This is a genomic window from Kiloniellales bacterium, assembly GCA_030066685.1.
Taxonomy (GTDB): domain Bacteria; phylum Pseudomonadota; class Alphaproteobacteria; order Kiloniellales; family JAKSBE01; genus JAKSBE01.
On sequence record JASJBF010000035.1, the window covers coordinates 44,586 to 59,025 of the forward strand.

Annotated in this window: 14 protein-coding genes; 3 read left to right on the forward strand and 11 right to left on the reverse strand. The window is 70.2% G+C overall.

Annotated elements, in window-relative coordinates:
* Nucleotides 1-4: 4 nt before the first annotated feature.
* Together QNJ30_20520 and QNJ30_20525 are read right to left on the reverse strand one after the other, a co-directional pair.
* Nucleotides 5-934 carry a hypothetical protein gene (locus QNJ30_20520; GenBank protein MDJ0945859.1) on the reverse strand — a complete coding sequence of 310 codons (930 nt, stop codon included), beginning with the start codon at nt 932-934 and terminating at the stop codon, nt 5-7.
* A 4-nt stretch (nt 935-938) separates the two neighbouring features.
* Nucleotides 939-1,511: a TetR/AcrR family transcriptional regulator gene (locus QNJ30_20525; protein MDJ0945860.1), complete on the reverse strand. Its 573-nt coding sequence runs from the start codon at nt 1,509-1,511 to the stop codon at nt 939-941.
* Between the two features lie 241 nt (nt 1,512-1,752).
* On the opposite strand from QNJ30_20525, the gene QNJ30_20530 reads away from it, so the two are divergent.
* On the forward strand, nt 1,753-2,097 hold the full coding sequence (locus tag QNJ30_20530; GenBank protein MDJ0945861.1) for a cupin domain-containing protein: 345 nt from the start codon (nt 1,753-1,755) through the stop codon (nt 2,095-2,097).
* 141 nt (nt 2,098-2,238) lie between these two features.
* Entirely contained in the window at nt 2,239-2,601 is a 363-nt protein-coding gene (locus tag QNJ30_20535; protein ID MDJ0945862.1) for a PilZ domain-containing protein, read from the forward strand.
* A gap of 63 nt (nt 2,602-2,664) precedes the next feature.
* Here QNJ30_20535 and QNJ30_20540 read toward each other — a convergent pair whose 3' ends face one another.
* The 4 genes from QNJ30_20540 to QNJ30_20555 all read right to left on the reverse strand — a co-directional run bounded on the left by QNJ30_20540 (nt 2,665) and on the right by QNJ30_20555 (nt 5,769).
* Nucleotides 2,665-2,982 carry a hypothetical protein gene (locus QNJ30_20540; protein ID MDJ0945863.1) on the reverse strand — a complete coding sequence of 106 codons (318 nt, stop codon included), beginning with the start codon at nt 2,980-2,982 and terminating at the stop codon, nt 2,665-2,667.
* Nucleotides 2,979-4,292, reverse strand: a complete 1,314-nt coding sequence (locus tag QNJ30_20545; GenBank protein MDJ0945864.1) for a sulfite oxidase — start codon at nt 4,290-4,292, stop codon at nt 2,979-2,981. Before QNJ30_20545 ends, QNJ30_20540 begins: the two co-directional genes overlap by 4 nt.
* 119 nt (nt 4,293-4,411) lie before the next feature.
* A complete protein-coding gene (locus QNJ30_20550) occupies nt 4,412-5,209 on the reverse strand; it encodes a hypothetical protein (GenBank protein ID MDJ0945865.1) in 798 nt (265 codons plus the stop codon).
* Nucleotides 5,206-5,769: an RNA polymerase sigma factor gene (locus QNJ30_20555; protein ID MDJ0945866.1), complete on the reverse strand. Its 564-nt coding sequence runs from the start codon at nt 5,767-5,769 to the stop codon at nt 5,206-5,208. Before QNJ30_20555 ends, QNJ30_20550 begins: the two co-directional genes overlap by 4 nt.
* 290 nt (nt 5,770-6,059) lie before the next feature.
* Between QNJ30_20555 and QNJ30_20560 the strand changes: the two genes are divergently transcribed.
* The gene (locus QNJ30_20560) at nt 6,060-6,266 is read left to right on the forward strand and encodes a hypothetical protein (protein MDJ0945867.1); all 207 of its coding nucleotides are present in this window, start codon (nt 6,060-6,062) and stop codon (nt 6,264-6,266) included.
* 81 nt (nt 6,267-6,347) lie between these two features.
* Here the strand turns inward: QNJ30_20560 and QNJ30_20565 are convergent, their stop codons facing one another.
* From QNJ30_20565 to QNJ30_20585, 5 genes are all read right to left on the reverse strand, one after another.
* Entirely contained in the window at nt 6,348-7,547 is a 1,200-nt protein-coding gene (locus tag QNJ30_20565) for a carboxylate-amine ligase (protein MDJ0945868.1), read from the reverse strand.
* Between the two features lie 94 nt (nt 7,548-7,641).
* On the reverse strand, nt 7,642-8,583 hold the full coding sequence (locus tag QNJ30_20570; GenBank protein ID MDJ0945869.1) for a dimethyl sulfoxide reductase anchor subunit: 942 nt from the start codon (nt 8,581-8,583) through the stop codon (nt 7,642-7,644).
* A gap of 7 nt (nt 8,584-8,590) precedes the next feature.
* Entirely contained in the window at nt 8,591-9,337 is a 747-nt protein-coding gene (locus QNJ30_20575) for a 4Fe-4S dicluster domain-containing protein (protein ID MDJ0945870.1), read from the reverse strand.
* A complete protein-coding gene (locus QNJ30_20580; protein MDJ0945871.1) occupies nt 9,334-12,246 on the reverse strand; it encodes a molybdopterin oxidoreductase family protein in 2,913 nt (970 codons plus the stop codon). The genes QNJ30_20575 and QNJ30_20580 overlap by 4 nt, the downstream gene beginning before the upstream one ends.
* Nucleotides 12,247-12,384: 138 nt before the next feature.
* A complete protein-coding gene (locus tag QNJ30_20585; GenBank protein ID MDJ0945872.1) occupies nt 12,385-13,959 on the reverse strand; it encodes an alkaline phosphatase family protein in 1,575 nt (524 codons plus the stop codon).
* Between the last annotated feature and the right edge of the window lie 481 nt (nt 13,960-14,440).

Genomic DNA, 14,440 nt, shown 5'->3' on the forward strand with positions numbered 1-14,440 from the left:
TGGCTCACAAATCGTCGCGCGTCTCGGCCGGTCCGAGCCGGCCGTGATCGAGGAAGCTGCGGGTCGCCGCGATGGCGTCGCCGTCCTCAGCTATGAAGGTATGCAACGCGTCGACGCGCAAGGCCGCATCGCCGCCCTTGAGCGGCGTCTCGGCGACCCGGACCACGCCGTCGTCGTCGCCCGGCAGCAGCGGGTTGTAGCCCCGGCCCGCGCAGCAGCCGCCGGCGATGATGCCGAGCGCGACCTCGTCGGGCAGCGCCGCCGGCAGCACCTTGCCTTCGGCCAGGTCCGCAAAGCTCGGCCCGAGCAGGAAGCGCGCAGGCGTCCAGCGGTCGAGCTTGCGGGCGATCAGCGCCCCCTGGTTGGGCGGCGCCAGCATGACGACCGGGCCCAGGGCCACCCGCTTGCGCCAAGCCGGATCCTGGGCCAGGGCCGCGCGCAGCACCAGCGCCCCGAGGGAATGGGTGACGAAGGAGACCTTGTTCACCCGCGGATGCTGGTCGAGCAGAGCATTCAGCCAAAGGCCGTGGGATTCTAGGTCCCGGGTTACGCTGGGATAGCGCAGGGCGACAACCAGGCGGCCCTCGGAATCCAGCGCCGGCTTCAGGTCGCCGAACATCGCCGGCGTCCGGCCCAGGCCGTGCAGCAGGATCACCAGCTCGCCGGGCGCCGCCTCGGGGCGCAAGGCCGCGTAGGCGCCCCCGCAGGCTTCGCCGAACCCGCGCTCGACCACCTCGCCGGCCGGATCGAGGACCCGGCAGCGTCCGCTGACGGCCTGGGCCTGGAGACGCCAGCCCGCCGAGAGCGCCCGGTCCTGCCAGAGCTGGGTCTCGGCAAAGACCAGGAGGCCGCCGGCGGCGAGAAGCAGAACCGCGAGAAGGCCGCGGCGCAGCCAGCGGCTCGGCTTGGGGCCAGGGCGGGTCGGCGCGGCCATGGAGCTATGCCGATCCGCCGAGGGTCAGCCAGCAGGCCTCGCTGAGGCGCTCCGAGAGCGCCGTCATCGGCTCGCCGATCTGGCCGTAGACCTTGAAGAGCGCCGGCTGCAGCACGACGCCGAAGACCAGGGCGTTGGCGACATCGGGATCCTGCGCCGGGATCTCGCCGCGCTGGATCGCATCCTCGATGACGCCGCGCACGACCCGGACCGGGGTCCGGGCATCTGGCGGCATCTTCTGGATCTCGCCGTGCTGAACCAGGAGCAGGAAGCGGAACATGTCCGGATCCTCCTCGAAGAGCACGCAGAAAGCGCGGACCATCGCCGCCAGCTTCCGGCGCAGGCCGGTCTCACGGCCCTGGAGCTCGTCGAGCTCGCCGGCCAGACGCAGGTAGTTGGCCGAGAAGAGCTCGTGCACCATGGCGTCCTTGCCCTCGAAATGCCGATAGATCGCACCCTCGGAAATGCCCGCCCCGGCCGCGATGTCGCGGGTCGTCGTCTGATCGACGCCCTTCTCGGCGAAGAGCTTGATCGCCGAGGTCTCGATCTTCGCTTTGGTGGCCAAAGCCCGCGGCATGGCATTCCCTCTAAAGTAAGTGAATACTCACTTGCGATCTTCGGTTCTGGATTTCAAGGCCCCAAGTTCTTTTTGCCACCGGCAAGGGCGGAACTGTGCCAGATTGTCGCGCAGAGCGCCCGGACTCCTTTCGTCGGCAGCGCGGCATGAAATCCGACAAGACCCTGACTCTCCTGGACAAGCGCGAAGTTCCAGCTCCAATGATTAAGCAAGACGGAGCAAAATGAACCAATCGTTAACCATGACCGAAGCGTGCCCCCGGCACGAGGTTTTCGACTGGGGAGAGATGGCCTGGCTCCTGGACGCGGGCAGCTACGCCGGGGCGGACCTCAGCCTGGCGAGGATGACCCTCCGGCCCGGCTGCGCGGCGCCGCGGCACCGGCATCCGGACTGCCAGGAGGCGCTGCACCTCCTGTCCGGACGCGTCGAGCTTCGGGTCGACGGCGCCGTTCGGGTCCTGGAGGCCGGCGACACGGCCCTGGTGCCCGAAGGCCGGCCGCACGACCTGCGCAACCCCGGGAGCCGTCCGGCGGTGCTGATGATCGCCTACGGCTCCGGGGCCAGGCGCTACCAGCCGCTCGCTTGAGCGCGCTACGCAGTATTTCTTTCGCCTTTTAGCTGGTCATATATTCTTAAGTCGCTGTCTCTTAGGCTTTTCTTCGGTCCTACTCCAACTGAGCAAGAATTGGAGACGGACATAGCAGAAGAGTAGAGAGAGGAAAGCCGAATGCCAGCGACGATCACCCCCGTCGGCGTGACCGCCGTCGCCGTCCCCGAGCGGCGCCGCAATGCCCGCCAGTCCTGCAACATCAAGGCCTGCGTCGTGCAGTGCGGCTTCGAGTACGCCTGTGTCCTGACCAACATCTCCGCCGGCGGCGCCTGCCTGATCTCACCCTGCCTGCTGGAGGAGATGCAGCTGCTGCGCTTGGAGATCGTCGGCTTCGGCGGAGTCACGGCCGTCGTGCGCTGGACCGAGGACGGCGAGACCGGGGTCGAGTTCCACAGCAATGCCGAAACCGCCAGCCGGCTCGAGGACTTTCTGGCGCAGGCCGCCGCCCGGCCGGAGGCCGTAGTAGCGGGAAGCTGCTGAGCCGCCGAGCCGGACCCGCGCGAAGGGCCGGCTCGGAAGCTTGGGATCCGAGCCGGCCCTGCGCTACTGCGAGCCCGCGCCGCGGCCGTCGATGCCGTAGTGCTCGGCGAGGTAGTCGATGATCAGGTCCAGGGTCTCCCGGTCCAGTTCCGGCATGCCCTGCTCCTCGACCATCCACTCCATGGTCTCCGCCCAGGCGTCCCGGCTCAGGCCCTGCTGCTTGACGATCATCAGGGAATGGCAGGCACCGCAGAGGCCGTAGACCTCCTCCCGCCCGGCGCCCACCGGCAAGCCGTCCCACTCGTCGGCGGCCGCGGCCCAGATGCCGCAGCCCAGGGACAGGACCGGCGCCAGCGCGGCCAGTAGCAGGCGCCGCCTCATGCCGTCACGCGCAGGGCGATGCGGTGCAGCGAGTTGTTGAGGTAGCCCTTGGGGTTCCAGGCGATGGCGAAGGGCTGCATGGCGCCCTGGTCGTCGGTCGCCTTGGCCCAGACCTCGTAGTAGCCGGCCTGCGGCAGCTCGACCGTCGCCCGCCAGCGCTGCCAGGCGTAGCGGTTGGGCGCCGGCTGCAGCGTCGCCTCGGTCCAGTTCACACCGAAGTCGTGGCTGACCTGCACCGACGCGACCGCGCGGTCGCCGGCCCAGGCCTGGCCGCGGACCTCGAGCGACTGGCCGCCGCCGGAAAGCTCGAGCCCGGTCTCCGGGAAGGTGATCAGCGACTTCACCGGCATGGACTCGATGATCACGAAGTCCTTCTTGTCGACCTTCTCGCCGGGCGCGACCGGGTAGCTCGGCACCCGGTAGGAGGTGCCGGTCATCTTCGGGCCGTCGTGGACCTGGTCGCGGACCCAGATCCGGCGCAGCCACTTCTGCGAGCAGGAGCCCGGCCAGCCGGGCGCGACGACCCGCAGGGGGGCGCCGTTCATCGGGTGGATCGGCCCGCCGTTCATCTGGAAGGCGATCAGGGTGTGCGGCTCCATGGCCTTGGCGATGGGCACGCCGCGCGAGATCGGCAGCGTCTTCGGATTGCCGGAAAGGTGGCCGTCGGCGCCGATGTGGCCGGTGTAGACCGCGCTGTCCTTCACGCCTGCCGCCTTGAGGACCTCGGCGTAGCGCACGCCGGTCCATTCCGAATTGGCGACGGCGCCGACGGTCCACTGGTTGCCCTTGGCCGGGGGATTGAAGGAGGCGCGGCCGTTGCCGCCGCATTCGAGCTGCAGCTTGAGGGAGACCACCTCGAAGCGCGACTGCAGGTCGTCGATCGAAAGCTCGAGCGGCGTGTCGACCTCGCCGTCGACGGTCAGCGTCCAGCCCGCGGCGTCGACCTCCTCCGGCGGAATGCCGTTGTTGCGGATGAAATGCCGCTCGACCGGGGTCACGTCGTCGTCGAGCAGGTGCGCCGGGGTCTCGGCGTTGAGCGGCCGGTCGTTGAGCAGAGTCAGACCGGACTTGCCGGCGATCTTGAAGTCCTCGGTCGTCTCCGCCAGGGCCGCGGGAATCAGGCCCGCCGGGTAGTTGCGATGGAAGGGCAAGGCGGCGCCCACGACGGCGCCGAGCGCGGTCAGGCCGGCGCCCTTCAGAAAGCCCCTGCGGTCGGCCTCGGCCCGCCGGCCGAAGACCAAGTGATCGGCGCGCTCCGGATCCTCGGCATAGAGCTCGCAGAGTCCGCGTTCCCGTTTGGTGATGGCCATGGTGTCCCCTTTCTCCGACGCCGCCGCTGGCGGCGCGTTTCACTACCGTAGCGGAAGAAACGAGCGAGGGTGCCGGAATATTCCCTCCGCCGAGACGCGGCCGCGGCGGGCCGCAGGCGTCAGGCCTGGCAGGGCGGGCTGGCTTCGCGGCTGCGACGCAAAGCGCTGCGGGTGGCCTCGTCAAAGGCCGTCCCCCGGCGGGTCGCCTCGCCGACCTTCTCGGCGATCAGGTCGAAGCGGCGGCGGTCCATGCCCTCGGCCAGGAGCAGGTAGCCCAAATCGGCGACCCGCCAGCCGACGCCGAGGCGCGATCGCCCGCCGGGCAGGGCCAGGTCCTGCGGCCAGCCGGCGTCGGCCGCGAAGACGAAGAGCGAGAGCCGGCAGCCCCGCGTGCCGCGATAGCCGAGGTGAAGAAGCGCGCCGCCCGTCTCGCCACCCGGCAGCACCGCGACGTGGTCGAGATGCAGCCGCGCGGAATCGAGCTGCGGAACCTGCGCCCCGGCGCCGAGCGCCGCCAGGGCCGCGAAGACGACGCCGGGCTCGGCCCGGGCGCCGGACTCGCCCGCCCCGGCCAGCCAGGCCTCGTGCCCGGCCCAGGCACGGGCGACCCGGGCGCTGCCCTCCGGCCCGGCGATCCGATCCGAGAGGAAAATCCCGGCGCCCAGGACCAGCAGCGCCAGGCAGGTCGCGATCCCGAGGCCTCGGCCGACCCCCCGTCGCGGCGGCGGGGGCACGCTCGGCAGGGTCTGCTCGACGGCGCGGTCCGCGACCGCCTTGAGGCGCTGCAGCGCGGCGATCTGGGAGGCGACCTCGGGATCGGCGGCGGCCGCCCGGGCGACCGCCTCGGCGCGGCCGGCGTCGAGCTCGCCGTCGACGTAGGCGTTGAGCTCGATCCAGGACGGCTCGCAAGCGGTCATCTGGCGCCTCGGCGCAGACGCGCGACGGCGCTGCCGCTCCCGGCCTCCTGGGACAGGACCCCGAGCAACGCCCGCCGGGCCCGGCTGAGGCGGCTCATGACGGTGCCACGCGGCAGGCCGAGGACCTCGGAGGTCTCGGCATAGGAAAGGCCGACGATGTCGACCAGGGCGATGATCTCGCGATGGGTCGCCGAGAGCTTGGCCAGGCCGAGGCGCACGGTGAGCGTGTCGATCCGGCGCGCGTCGCCGACCCAGACGTCGACATCCGCAGCCCATTCGTCGCCCGGCAAGCCGGTCTCTTCCAGCCTGGGGCGACGCAACCGGTCCAGCCAGGCGTTGCGCAGGATCCGGAACAGCCAGGCCCGATAGGCCGCCTCGTCGCGGGGCGTCCGCCGCGCCGAAAGCGCGCGCAGCGCGCAGTCCTGCACCAGTTCCGCCGAGTCCTCGCGGTTGCGGGTCAGGCTGAAGGCATAGCCGAACAGGCGCTCCAGATAGGGCTCGATTCGACGGCGCTGGCGCAAGGCACCCTCCTCGAAGGCGACGGCTGATTCTCGGGGCAAGGCTCGCCGTCCGCAAGTCGGGAGCCTGCACGATTGACACCCGGGAGGTCCCGGAGCTGCGGCACACCGACTCAACACGACCGCGTTTCTTTCCATCCCGAGGGCCGTGACCAAAGTGTGGCATACTTGTGTGAAGCGGGCCGGGTCGCTTGCCCCCTCCCGTCGCTTTGCCATTTTGTGGGAGCGACGACGCGTCCGCGCCTTCTTCTCGGTTGCCGGACGCGCGTTCGGACCGAACCGTACCGACGCAGGCGCGTCGGTCCGGCTCGAAACTGAGGGAGGGCATCCTTATGCCTAAAGTACTTGCGACGATCTCCGGGGCCCTGATGGCCCTCGCCCTGCTGTCCGGCTGTGGCGAGGACCAGAGCGCCCAGAATCCCAGCGAAAGCCTCGACGGCGCCGCAGAGCAGCCGGGCCAGGCCATGGAAGGTCAGGCCTTGGAAGGCACGACCGAAACCCAGGTCCAAGAGGCGACGGGCGAGCAGCAGACGCAGTAGGCCCCGGACGTCTCGGCGAGAGACGACTGCAAACTTCCTCATGTAGAGCTGGACGCCCCGCCCCCGCCGGCGGGGCGTCTTTTATGCCGCCCCGGATGACGCGGGCGACGCCGCCGCCGCGGACGACGGCGGCTCGAGTCCGTGGACGGTCTCTTCGATCAGCCAGTCGACCACGGCCTGCAGGGCCTCCTTGCGATCGGCGCCGGCGGCCAGAGCGGCGTGGAAGACGTGGCGCTGGGTGTCGGCGCTGGTGCCGCGCGCGAGGATCTCGCGGGCGTGCGCGACCTCGGCGATGCAGCCCAGGGCCTCGGCGTCCTCGCGGATCAGCTCGATCATCTCTTCCAGAAGGTCGGCGAACGGAACCGCGGTCCAGCGGCCGAAGTCGATCAGCTCGCCCTCGGTCCCGTAGCGCTGGGCCCGCCAGCGGTTCTCCTCCATCAGGATCTGCGGATAAATGCGCCAACGCTGGTTCTCGCGGCGCAACCGGCAGAGCATGCGGATCAAGCATTGGTAGAGGGCGGCGACGGTGACGGCGTCGTCGAGGCGGGTGCAGACGTCGGGGATCCGCAGCTCGAGGGTCGGAAAGCGGACGCTGGGCCGGACGTCCCACCAGAGCTTGGTGCCGTCCTGGAGCACCCCGGCGGCGACCAGGTTACGGATCAGGCGCTCGAACTCGCCGTAGCTCTCGAAGCGCTCGGGCATGCCGGTGCGCGGCAGGTTGTGGAAGATCGAGAGCCGGTAGCACATCAAGCCGGTTTCCTCGCCGCCCCAGAAGGGCGAGGAGGTGCTGAGCACCAGGAGGTGCGGCAGGAAGTAGCGGACCTGGTTCATCAGGTCGATGCGCAACTCCGGGTCCTCGACGCCGACGTGGACGTGCATCCCGCAGATCAAGGCGCGCCGGCCCACGACCTCCATCTCGCCGGCGATCGCCCGGTAGCGGTCCTTGTCGGTGTGCCGCTGCTCGCGCCACTGCGCGAAGGGATGGGTCGAGACCGCCAGGGGTGCCAGGCCGTGCTGGGCCGCGACCTCGGCGATGGTGGCGCGCAGGTGACCGAGCTCGCGGCGCGCCTCGGCGACGCTGGCGCAGACCCGGGTGCCGATCTCGATCTGCGAGCGCAGCAGCTCGGGGCTGACCTGGCCCTCAAGCCGCGCCTCGCAGTCCGCCAGCAGGCTGGGCGGCGGATCCTTGGCCAAGTCGCGCGTCTCACGGTCGACGAGGAGGTATTCCTCCTCGATCCCGATGCTCGACTGCAAGCCGTCCTTCTCGGCAAACGCGGCCATGCCTCCCCCGGCGACGTTGCCCCCCTGGGAAGAACTTCAGCGCAAAGCGCGGCGATCGCGCCTTGACCTCGATCAAGGCTCCGATCCGGCCCTCCTACTGGCTGCGGTAGTAGGACATCACCACGTGGCGGGCCTCGGCAAAGAACAGCCAGCGCTCGACCACGACGCCGGCCAGGCCGGCCCCGGCCGCGAGCCAGGCGGCGAGGATACCGAGGGGGCCGGTGCCGGGGATCATGACCAGGCAGCCCAGGGCGGGCAGCAGGAACCCGAGAGCGAGCGCGATCCGGCGCAGCTTGCGGGCGTGCCGACGGCCGATCCGGAAGCCCATCTCGGTCATGACGTAGTTGGCGCCGGCGTGGGGCGGGTCGAAGGTGCGGATGCCGCCCGGGCGGCCCAGGCCGGTCGCGCTGGCGGTCGAGGTCTCGTGCTTGAGGCCGTCGATGCGCCGCCAGTAGAGCAGCTTGAGTCCCCAGGCCAGGACCAGGGCGATCAGGGCGAAGATCGGCGCGAAGGGGGCGGAGACCCCGAAGGACCAGGTGACCGCGTTGACCCAGAGCGTGCCCGTGGCCAGCGCGTAGGCGAGGTAGAGCGGCAGGACCAGCGGATCCTGCCACTCAGGTATCGTGCGCAGGCTGGCATAGATCTGCGCCGTGCAGACCAGGACCAGCACCGCGCCCAGGGCCGAGAGCAGGGGAAAGAGGGCCCAGATGCCCTCGAGCCGGACGAAGGCCAGCCAAGCCACGGCGAAGATCACCGCCGGGACGAAGGTCAGCACGACCGCGACGGCCTCGCGCGACAGCCACGAGGAGCGCCATTGGGAGAAGGCGCGCCAGGCCCGCTCCGGATGCTTGAGGTGCCGGATCGAGGACAGCAGCCCGACGATCATCAACACGAAGGTCAGGACCAGGCAAACCAGGTTGAAGCGCAGGTCGGCGGGATGGTGCCGCGCCGCGGCCAGCAGCCCGAGCAGGAACAGCATGCCGTAGCCGGCGCCGGCGAAGCTGGTGAAGATAACGACCGAGAACGCGGGATGCATCGCGGCGTCAGTCCGCCAGCACCCGGTCGAGCCAGCCGAGGAAGCCGCCCGCCTCGGCCAGCGGCTCCAAGCGCCGGGTCTCGCCCTGCCCCGCCGTCTCGGCCCGCCGCGGCCGCGGCGGCAGGTACTTGTTGGTCGGCGCGCAGTCCATCTCGGGCATGAGGTCGTAGCCGCCGCGCGCCGCGACCAGGCGCGAGACGTCGGAGGTCGGATCCGCGAGATCGCCGAAGTGGCGCGCCGAGGCCGGGCAGGCCTGAACGCAGGCCGGCACCCGATCGACCGGGTCCAGGCCCTCGTCGGTGATGCGGTCGACGCAGAGGGTGCACTTCTTCATCACGCCGGTGCCGGCATCGAGCTCCCGCGCGCCGTAGGGGCAGGCCCAGGCGCAGAGGCCGCAGCCGAAGCACTTGTCCTCGTCGACCAGGACGATGCCGTCCTCCCCACGCTTGTAGGAGGCGCCGGTCGGGCAGACCGTGACGCAGGGCGCCTCGTCGCAGTGCAGGCAGGAGCGCGGAAAATAGACCGTGCGCCCGGGTTCTTCTCCCTCGGCCTCCAGCTCGTAGCTGTGGATGCGGTTCAGCCAGGTTCCGGTCGCGCCGGCGCCGTAGGGGTCCTGGTCGGTGAGCGGCGCCGGGTAGCCGCCGGTGTTCCACTCCTTGCAGACGACCGCACAGGCGTGGCAGCCGACGCAGGTGTCGAGGTCGATGACCAGCCCGAGCTTCTTGGCCGGCGGGGTCCCGGGCAGCGAGGTCACGCGTCCTCCTCCGGCGCGCGGAACTCGGCGCCGTAGCGCAGCTCGCCCGGGCTCTCGCGAAGGCCGCCGGGCGTCTCGACCGGGTCGAAGAAGGGGCTGGTCAGCGCCGCCTCCTCGGGCGCGGCCGGCTCCAGGCGGACCCGCAGGTCGAACCAGGCCGCCTGGCCGGTCACCGGGTCCGCATTGGCGTAGCGGTAGCCGTCGTCGCGGACCGGCAGCAGCTCGTCGATGACGTGGTTGAGCAGGAAGCCGGTGGTCGCCTCCGGCACGTCCACCGCCAGGTTCCAGGCGCCGGCGCGCTTGCCGATGGCGTTCCAGGTCCAGACCACCCGGTCGTTGACGCCGTCCATGCCGCGGACCCGCGCCTTGACCCGGTCGTGGCGGCTGATGACCCAGGCCCAGTCGTCGTCCTTGAGCCCGGCCGCGGCCATGACGCCGCGCGGCACGTAGAGCCGGTTGGCGCCCATGATCTGGCGCAGCCAGGCGTTCTGCCCGCCCCAGGAGTGATACATGGCCATGGGCCGCTGGGTCAGGGCGCTGAGCGGATAGTCGGCGGCGCCCGTCACCTCGTCCTCGAAGGGCGGATACCAAAGCGGCAGGGGATCGAAGTAGGCCTCGATCCGCGGCGCCTTGTCGGCCGGCGGCCGGACCGGACCGCGGCCGCGGGCGGCCAGGCGGAAGCGCTGCAGCTCCTCGCAGTAGAGCTGGAGGAAGACCGGCTCGGCGGCGCCGAGGAACTTCATCTCCGCGGCGTAGTCGAGGTAGCCCCGGTTGACGTGGCGGTAGTAGCGGTGCTCGAGCGGCAGCGCCCGGTGCCAGTAGCAGCCGTTCTCGATATAGCGTTCGAGCTGCGCCGGGTTGGGCGCGCCGACCCCGTCGGCCGCCCCGCCGGGGCCGCGCCAGCCGGCGAGCGAGCCGACGCCGGGCTGGCGCTCGTGGTTGACCAGGTAGTCGGAGTAGCCCCCCGGGTATTGCGGCCCGCCGCCCTCGGCGACGAAGCCGGGCAGGCCGAGCCGGGCGCCGAGGTCGAGCAGCACGTCCTGGAAGGGCCGCACGTCGCGGTCCGGCGCCACCACCGGCCGGCGGATCGAGTCGGCCGGGCCGTCGGCCTCGGAGATCGGCCGGTCGAGCAGCGACATGCAGTCCCAACGCTCGAGGTAGGTGGTGTCCGGCAGGACCAGGTCGGCGTAGGCGACCATCTCGGAGTAGTAGGCGTCGGCGTAGATGATGCGCGGGATCCTGTAGGCGCCGGTCGCTTCGTCCTTGTCGGAGAGCATCTCCATGGTGCCGGCGGTGTTCATGGCCGAGTTCCAAGCCATGTTCGCCATGTACATGAAGAGCGTGTCGATGGGATAGGGATCGCCGTTCCAGGCGTTGACGATGACGCTGTGCATCATGCCGTGGTTGGCGAGCGGCGCGTCCCAGGAGAAGGCCTTGTCGATGCGCTGCGGCCGGCCCTCGCCGTCGATCAGCAGGTCTTCCGGGCCGCGCGGGAAGCCGAGCGGCGGCCCCGGCAAGGGCGCGCCGGGTCGGATCTGGTCCGGCCGCCCGGTCGGCTTGACCGGCGGCGGCGCCGGCTTGGGATAGGGCGGCTTGTAGCGGAAGCTGCCCGGGGTATCGATGGCGCCCAGCAGGACCTGCAGGAGATGCAAAATCCGGCAGGTGTGGAAGCCGTTGGAATGGGCCGAGATGCCGCGCATGGCGTGGACGCTGACCGGCCGCCCGACCATCTTTTCGTGGCGCCGCCCGGCCCAGTCGGTCCAGGGCTGGTCGAAGACCAGCGCCCGCTCGAAGGCGACCTCGGCCAGCTCCGCCGCGATGCGCCGGATGGTCGCGGCCTCGATGCCGCAGCGCCCGGCGACGGCGTCGGGCGCATGGGCCGGATCGAGGCAGCGTTCGACCAGCAACTGGAAGGACGGCACCGCCGCGCGTCCGTCGGGCAGGGTGACCTCGCCCTTGAGCGCCGGGGTCTCGCAGGCCTCCGTGACCGGGCGCGGCGCCCCGGCCTTGCGGTCCCACACCAGGGGATTGCCGTCGCCGTCCCGGGCGAAGAGGCCTTCGTCGGCGGCGCCCTCGTCACGGATCACCAGCCAGGGCGCGTTGGTGGTCTGGGCCAGGAAGTCGAGGTCGACCTTGCCGGCCGACAGCAGCTCGTGGATCAGGGCGAGGATGAAGAGGCCGTCGCTACCCGGGCGGATGCCGATCCATTCGTCGGCGATGGCGGAGTAGCCGGTGCGGATCGGGTTGATCGAGAGGATCTTGGCGCCCCGCGCCTTGAGCTTGGCGAGGCCGCGCTTGATCGGGTTGCTGCCGTGGTCCTCGGCGACCCCGAAGAGCAGCAGGTACTTTGCGTGCTCCCAATCGGGCTCGCCGAACTCCCAGAATGCGCCGCCCAGGGTGTAGAGCCCGGCGGCGGCCATGTTGACCGAGCAGAAGCCGCCGTGGGCGGCGTAGTTGGGCGTGCCGAACATCTGCGCCCACCAGCCGGTCAGGGCCTGGCTCTGGTCGCGGCCGGTGAAGAAGGCGAGCGTCCTGGGGTCGGTCTCGCGGATATCCGACAGCCAGCCGCTCGCGAGCGCGAGGGCTTCCTCCCACTCGATCTCCTCGAATTCGCCGCTGCCGCGCTCGCCGACCCGCTTCAGCGGCTTGGTCAGGCGCGCCGGCGAGTAGTGCTGCATGGCGCCCGAGGCGCCCTTGGCGCAGAGCACGCCGCGGTTCACCGGGTGGTCGCGGTTGCCTTCGATGTATCGGATGCGGCCGTTCTTGAGGTGCACCTTGATGCCGCAGCGGCAGGCGCACATGTAGCAGGTCGTCGCCTTGACCTCCTCGGCCGCCGGCAGCGCACAGGACTCCTCCGGCACCGCCTGGCCGAGGCTGAAGCCTCTCCGGTCCGCCGGATTGGATGCCAAGTCCCGTCTCCCTCGCCTTGCCGAGACAAGGTTTTACCCTGTTCCGAGAGGGTTGGGCCATATCCGACCCGACTTGGACTGCCGTTTTTGCGGCAACTGGCTGAGGAATCAGGCGCCGTCGGACGGCCGCGGGCCGCGTCAGGCGGCGGAGCTGAGTGCCCGGTCCAAGGCCACGCCCGTCATTTCTGCGGGAACCGGAACGTCGAGCAGGGAGAGGATGGTCGGGGCGAGATCGAGCACGTTGCCGCTGGCACCCTCGAGCCCGGCCGGAAAGCCCGGCGCCCTGATCCAGGCGCGGCTGTCCGGCGTGTGGTCGCCCATGCGCTTGTAGGCCGCCTTGTGCAGGCTGTAGCGGAAGCGACCGATCGAGGGCGATTCACAGGCCTCGATGGCCCCGAGATCGCTGCGGAAGACGACGATCAGGTCGGGGACCAGCGGCGAGCGTTCGGCGCCGAAGAGGTCGTCGGCGCGCTCGACCCGGGCCACCAGGCGGCGGCCGGAACCGGGATCGGTCAAGGCCAGGAGCTCCTGCTCGATAAAGGCCATCAGGGGCTCGGCGTCCTCGGGCGGAACGATGCCGTAGCGGTCGCGGCCCCGAAGGTTGAGCCGGACCGCGCCGCAGCGGTTGTTGTTGACCGTCAGCGCCTTGCAGACCGGCGAGCCGAGCCGCTTGTCGTCCGAGCCAACGCCGGCGGTCCCGGCCCGGGCATCCAGCCACGCCGGACCGGGCAGGCGTCGCAGCCGATAGACCAGACGCTTGAGCGCCGGCGGCAGGTGGCGCAGCGGGCGGATCGCGGTCCTGAGGGCGCGTCTGGCCCCCGTGTCCGGACCGGCGCTGAGACCGAGCCGAATCAGCACCTCGGGCAGGAGCTGCGGCCCACCGATGTAGGGACCGATCCCGTGGCTGGCGACGAAGACCACCCTGGCCTCCGGGCCGGCGGCGGCCATGAGGCGGCCAAGGCCCGCGTCCATCTCCCTGTAGACCTCGCGCAGGGCGGCCCAACGGTCTTCGGGCCCGCGCTCCGATCCCGCCCGTCCGCTCCAGTTCCACTGCGGCGCCGGCCAAAGCTGGTGCCCGGCGCAGTGGCCTTCGCCGTAGACGCAATAGAAGAGGTCCCAGGCTTCCCGCTCGAGCAGATGGGCCAGCATCTCGGTCTTGCAGCGGGCGCGCGCCGTCAAGGCCTGCAGCAAGGCGGCGCGGCCTTCGCGGTGCACCAAGACGTCGCAACGCTGCTCGTGCATCGGGATCGGCCCGAAGCGCGCGCTCAACTCCTCGAACAGCGGCTCGGGATCGGATTTGGGCCCGAGCCAGAGGTCGTGTTGGGCCCATTCACGCAGCTGGATCCCGTTGAAGTCGGGCAGGAAAGCTTGAAAGGGAACGTCGACCACGGCGCAGCGCAGGTCCGCCCGACTGCAATCCGCCCAGACCTGGTGGTCGGGGTCGATATCGCTCTCGCGCAGGCGGCGAATCGCGCCTTCTTCCGGAAAGGCCTGGCCGTAGTGGAAGAACTGGCTTTCGACATGGCACGGACGCCCTTGGACGATCTCCGTCCAGATGGCGCCGGGCAGGGTCTCCATCGGCGTATCCAAGACGATGCTGGTCGCGTCCTTCCGCAGCCGCGCAAGATTCGGCAGGTCGCCGGCCTCGGCCCAGCGTTCGAGCAAGGGTGCGCCTGCGGCATCGAAGCCAACGAACAATAGGCGCGCGGTCATGCTCACTCCCCCCTCGGAACTTGTAAGCCCCTGCTGGCCGGATCTTCACCGCCCTGCGACGCCGAAGTCACAGAAAGCCTCACGGCGCTCACAGCGGGCAGGCTTCAGGGCGCCAGGCGACTTCTGACATCGCAGAGATCCAAGTAACGGACTGGCGAATATTGACATATTAATAGAAAATAATCCAAGAAATATTTCGTGTTACAAATGGTCTAGATCAAAATGCACTCAATTCGGCTCAATTGGGCGCAGATAAGCAGCTCTAGGTCAGATTTACTGACTTTGGCGGCACGCCTTTGGTCCAGCGCGCGCACGTCCCGATTCGGCTCGGTCGCGCCTGGCCGGGGGTCTTGCCCTGATGCATCGGAGAACGGGCACTATACCAAGGGAAGGAAGTATTGACCTGTTTCATGGGCCTCATCGGCCGCCCGGGCAGGCGCGGTGCGCGGCGCGATGCGGGGCATCGGGCAAGCATCGCAAC